Origin of the sequence: Kineococcus gurbantunggutensis, assembly GCF_050871925.1 — a bacterium.
In the GTDB taxonomy this organism is placed as follows: Bacteria; Actinomycetota; Actinomycetes; order Actinomycetales; family Kineococcaceae; genus Kineococcus.
In genome coordinates this window covers 1-5,014 of sequence record NZ_JBJLSG010000243.1, presented here as the reverse complement: position 1 = coordinate 5,014, position 5,014 = coordinate 1, and the positions used below count along the sequence as shown (strand labels likewise).

The following is a 5,014-nucleotide window of genomic DNA, read 5'->3' as shown; positions in this document are numbered from 1 at the left end:
CACCGCGACGCGCGGTGCCCGCCCCCCCGGGCGTCTCAGGCGGAGGTGGGCCGGTCGGCGGGCGCGGCCGGCGGGGCGCCGGTGGGCGGGGTGCCGCCCGCACCGCCGGGTCCGCCCGCCCCGCCCCCGGAGGGCGCGGAGCCGGCGGTGGGGGTGGTGGAGGTGTCCACCCCGACGGTCAGGGAGACCGCGTAGCCGCTCGCGGTGTCGCCGGTGACGGTGGCCAGCTGCGTGGCGGCGGAGTCGTCGCCGAACACGTTGTCGGAGGCGAGGGTGACGTCCGCGAGGTTGCTCACCGACTGCTCGTAGCCGCTGGTGGCGTAGACGGCCTCGCACACCTCCTGCGGCAGGGCCAGCTGGGAGGTGGCGACGGCGTTGGCCGCGTCGGTGGTGGAGCCCGCGTCGGGGTAGACCTCGAAGTGCACGTGCGGCCAGCGCCCGGAGTAGCAGGCGGGGAAGACGCTGGTGAAGGTGACGTACCCCTCGGCGTCGGCGACCTGGACCCCGCGCAGGTAGTTCTCGTCCTCCAGGCCGTCGGCGTACAGGGAGTAGTTCCCGTCGCGGTCGCAGTGCCAGACGTAGACGGCGGCGCCGGCGAAGGGCACGTCGCCGCCGAGCATGTCCACCACCTTCAGCGTCAGGGTCATCGGCACGCCCTCGGCGGTGGTGGTGGAGGTGCCGAAGGAGGAGCGGATGTCCGAGCGCACCACGCCGGAGGCGGTCAGCACGTTCGCGCCGTTGGAGCCGTCGCCGGGGTAGGGGCCGGCGGTCTCGTCGGGGACCTCGCTCAGCGCCGAGGTGGACGAGGGGGCGGAGGTGCTCGAGGAGGCGTCCGTGCCGCAGGCCGCCAGCCCCAGGCCGAGCGCGCCCAGGCCCAGGGCGCCCAGCACCCGGCGGCGCTCCAGGACGCGCCGCTGCGCGGTGGCCAGGTCGAAGGCCAGGCCCTGGTCGTCGACGTCCTCGTCCTGGCGCGGCAGGACGCGGCCCCGGTGGGTGCGCAGCGCGCGCCGGGCGCCGGTCGCCGTGCCGCGGTGGTCGGGGGTGCTGTCCTGGCGGTGCATCGTGGTCCTCTCGAGCGGGTGTGGTCCCACCGTCGCCGCCCGGGCCGTGCGGCGGGCCTGCCACGGCTGTGGTCCGCCTGTGGGTGCGCGCTTGAGCCCGCCGCCCGCGGGTACGGACCCCGGGACAGCCCGACGACGGAGGACGCCATGCCGCAGGAACAGAGCCAGGACCAGACCGAGCCGCGCGACCCCCAGCAGCAGCACCCGCAGCCCGACGCCGAGGGCGAGCAGATCGCGCACCCCGGCCGCACGGGGGACATGGGCGACGAGCCCGACCACGGCGAGCGGTCCTACCGGGGCAGCGGCCGCCTGGAGGGCAGGAAGGCCGTGATCACCGGCGGGGACTCCGGCATCGGCCGCGCCGTGGCCATCGCCTTCGCCCGCGAGGGCGCCGACGTCCTGGTCGTCCACCTGCCCGAGGAGGAGGAGGACGCGCGGACCACGCTGCAGCACGTGCGGGAGGCCGGGCGCCAGGGCGTCGCCGTCGGCGTCGACCTGCGCGAGGAGGAGGCCTGCCAGCAGGTCGTCGACCGCGCCGTCGCGGAGTTCGGGCGCATCGACGTGCTCGTCAACAACGCCGCGTACCAGATGGCCCAGCCCGGCGGCATCGAGGACATCACCACCGAGCAGTTCGACCGGGTCCTCAAGACCAACCTCTACGCGATGTTCTGGCTGTGCAAGAAGGCCGTGCCGCACATGCGGCCCGGCTCCAGCATCGTCAACACCTCCTCCATCCAGGCGTACCAGCCCTCCCCGCCGCTGCTGGACTACGCCACCACCAAGGCCGGCATCGTGAACTTCACCAAGGGCCTGGGCCAGATGCTCGCCGAGAAGGGGATCCGGGTGAACTCGGTGGCCCCCGGCCCGATCTGGACGCCGCTGATCCCGGCGACCATGCCCGAGGAGCAGGTCGCCTCCTTCGGCCAGGACGTGCCCCTGGGCCGCGCCGGGCAGCCGGCCGAGCTGGCCCCGGCGTACGTGTTCTTCGCCTCCCAGGAGTCCAGCTACATCACCGCCGAGGTCCTCGGCGTCACCGGCGGCTCGCCGCTGTCCTGAGCCCCGCCGCGCTCCCGGGCCACCCGCCCGGCAGCGCGGTCCGGCGGTCCGGCCCACCCCCTCGAACGGGCGTTCGAGGGGGTGGGCCGCCAGCGGTGGTGCGGATGACCGCGGAGCGTGCGCTTGGTCACCCTGCGTGCCCGCGAGGGCGCGAGGTGTGTGGGAGTCCTGTGCGGGGTGGGCCGAGCGGGTGCGGTTGGCCGCGCTGACGTCGTGACCGGCTCCTACACTCGCCCGGACGACGAACCCACGCCGCCCGCACCGACCGCACGCACCCGCCGCACAGGAGGCCACCCCGCATGGGGCTGCTCGAGAACATCAAGGGGCCGGAGGACCTCAAGCACCTGCCCCCGGAGCAGCTGCCCCAGCTGGCCGCCGAGGTGCGCGATTTCCTCGTCCGCGCGGTCAGCCGCACCGGCGGCCACCTCGGGCCCAACCTGGGCGTGGTGGAGCTGACCATCGGGATGCACCGCGTCTTCGACTCCCCGCGCGACCGCCTCGTCTTCGACACCGGCCACCAGAGCTACGTGCACAAGCTGCTCACCGGCCGGCAGGACTTCTCCCACCTGCGCGAGGCCGGCGGGCTCTCCGGCTACCCCTCGCGCGCCGAGAGCGAGCACGACGTCGTGGAGAACTCGCACGCCTCCACGTCCCTGTCCTGGGCCGACGGCCTGGCCAAGGCCTTCGAGCTGCGCGGCGAGCGCGACCGGCGCGTCGTGGCCGTCATCGGCGACGGCGCCCTGACCGGCGGCATGGCCTGGGAGGCGCTGAACAACATCGCCGCCGCCGACCGCCCCGTGATCGTCGTGGTCAACGACAACGAGCGCTCCTACGCGCCCACCATCGGCGGCATGGCCTCGCACCTGGCGACGCTGCGCACCACCCGCGAGTACGAGAAGCTCCTGGACTGGGGCAAGCAGTCCCTCAAGCGCGGCGGCGCCCCCGGCCGGCTGGCCTACGAGACCCTGCACGGGATGAAGAAGGGCATCAAGGACATCGTCGCCCCGCAGGGGCTCTTCGAGGACCTGGGCCTGAAGTACGTCGGCCCCGTCGACGGCCACGACGTCGAGGCCGTCGAGCACGCCCTGCGCCGCGCCCGCTCCTACGGCGGGCCCGTCATCGTGCACGCCATCACCCAGAAGGGCCGCGGCTACGAGCCCGCCCTGGCCGACGTCGCCGACCACTTCCACGCCGTCGGGGTCATCGACCCCGAGACCGGCGAGGCCCAGGCCAGCTCCGGCTCCTCCTGGACCAGCGTCTTCGCCGACGAGATGGTCGCCCTGGGCGAGGCGCGCAGCGACGTCGTGGGCATCACCGCCGCCATGCGCATGCCCGTGGGGCTGGAGCCGTTCGCGCGCGCGCACCCCGAGCGCGTCTTCGACGTCGGCATCGCCGAGCAGCACGCGGTGACCTCCGCCGCCGGCATGGCCGCCGGCGGGCTGCACCCCGTCGTCGCCGTCTACGCCACCTTCCTCAACCGCGCCTTCGACCAGGTGCTGCTCGACGTGGCCCTGCACCGTGCCGGCGTCACGTTCGTGCTCGACCGCGCCGGCGTCACCGGCCCCGACGGCGCCAGCCACCACGGCATGTGGGACACCGGCCTGTGCCGGATGGTGCCGGGCCTGCGGATGGCCGCCCCGCGCGACGCCACGACGCTGCGCGAGGAGCTGCGCGAGGCCGTCGCCGTCGAGGACGCCCCCACCGTGCTGCGCTTCAGCAAGGGCAAGGTGCCCGCCGACCTGCCGGCGATCGCGCGCACCGGCGTCGTCGACGTCCTCGAGGGCGAGCACTGGGCCACCGGCGACGACGTGCTGCTCGTGGCCGTGGGCTCCCTGGTGCCCCGCGCCCTGGAGGTCGCGGCCCGCCTGCGCGCGCACGGCGTGGGCGTCACCGTGGTCGACCCGCGCTGGGTGGTGCCCGTGGAGCGCTCCCTGGTGGACCTGGCCAGGACCCACCAGCACGTCGCGGTCCTGGAGGACGGCGGCGAGGTCGGCGGCCTGGGCTGGGCGCTGGGCCAGGAGCTGCGCCGCCTGGCGGTGCCCACCCCGGTGCTCACCTTCGCGCTGCCGCAGCGCTTCCTGGACCACGGCTCGCGCGAGGCCCTCCTGGACGAGGTGGGCCTGGCCCCGCAGGCCGTCGCGCGCGCCGTCGTGGAGTCCGTGGCCCGCAGCACCGGCTCCCCGGCGCACGAGCCCGCCACCGGGGGCCCGGCCACCTGAGGCCCCGGCCCGGGGCCCGGCTGCTCCGGGCCCCGGAGCCTGCCTCACAGCCGCAGGACGGCCCCCGCCACGCCCGCCACGTCCAGCGCGGTGGGGGCCGGCGCCACCTCCTCGCGGGTGACCAGCAGCGGGCGGCGCACCCCGCGGTCGGCGAGGTCCGTCACCGCCCACGCGGCCACCACGAACGCCGGGTCCACCCGCGCCAGGTCGAACCACCCGCGGGTGCGGTCCGGCACCGCCACCGCGCGCAGCACGTCGCCCGCCTCGCGGCCCGGGCCGGCCACCAGGTGCGCGCGCAGGCTCGCCGCGGCCAGCAGCGTCGGTACGTCGCAGCCGCCCACCGGGCTCAGCACGCCGCCGCCGCGCACGCCCTCGTCGCGCTGCAGCCGCTGCGCGGCCAGCGAACCCATGGTCTCCAGGTGCTCCAGCAGCGCGCCGGTGAGCCCCTCGTCCCCGCCGGTGGCCCGCGCCGAGGCCGCCGGCACCGGCAGGACGCGCTCGCGGCCGTCGCGCCCCGCCACCACCACGCCCGGGCCCAGGTCCAGCGCGCCGCCCAGCACCGGCGTGGAGGCCCACCCGCCGCCCGGGTGCCGCTGCGCGCCGCGCGGCACCGCCAGCGCCACCCGGCGGGCGGCGCCCCGGTGCACCTCCCGGTGCGCCAGCAGCAGCTGGCGCACC

The 5,014-nt window shown here is 76.2% G+C and carries 3 protein-coding genes and 1 pseudogene; 2 read left to right on the top strand and 2 right to left on the bottom strand.

What is annotated here, in order from left to right:
• Window positions 1-35 precede the first annotated feature (35 nt).
• Window positions 36-1,061: an intradiol ring-cleavage dioxygenase gene (locus tag ACRYR7_RS24200; protein ID WP_432574841.1), complete on the bottom strand. Its 1,026-nt coding sequence runs from the start codon at window positions 1,059-1,061 to the stop codon at window positions 36-38.
• Between the two features lie 147 nt (window positions 1,062-1,208).
• On the opposite strand from ACRYR7_RS24200, the gene ACRYR7_RS24195 reads away from it, so the two are divergent.
• Both ACRYR7_RS24195 and dxs read left to right on the top strand, forming a co-directional pair.
• The gene (locus tag ACRYR7_RS24195; protein ID WP_432574840.1) at window positions 1,209-2,117 is read left to right on the top strand and encodes an SDR family oxidoreductase; all 909 of its coding nucleotides are present in this window, start codon (window positions 1,209-1,211) and stop codon (window positions 2,115-2,117) included.
• Window positions 2,118-2,416: 299 nt separating this feature from the next.
• Entirely contained in the window at window positions 2,417-4,336 is a 1,920-nt protein-coding gene (gene dxs / locus ACRYR7_RS24190; protein WP_432574839.1) for a 1-deoxy-D-xylulose-5-phosphate synthase, read from the top strand.
• 44 nt (window positions 4,337-4,380) lie between these two features.
• Here the strand turns inward: dxs and ACRYR7_RS24185 are convergent.
• Window positions 4,381-5,014: pseudogene (locus ACRYR7_RS24185) on the bottom strand (hypothetical protein); the annotation flags it as partial.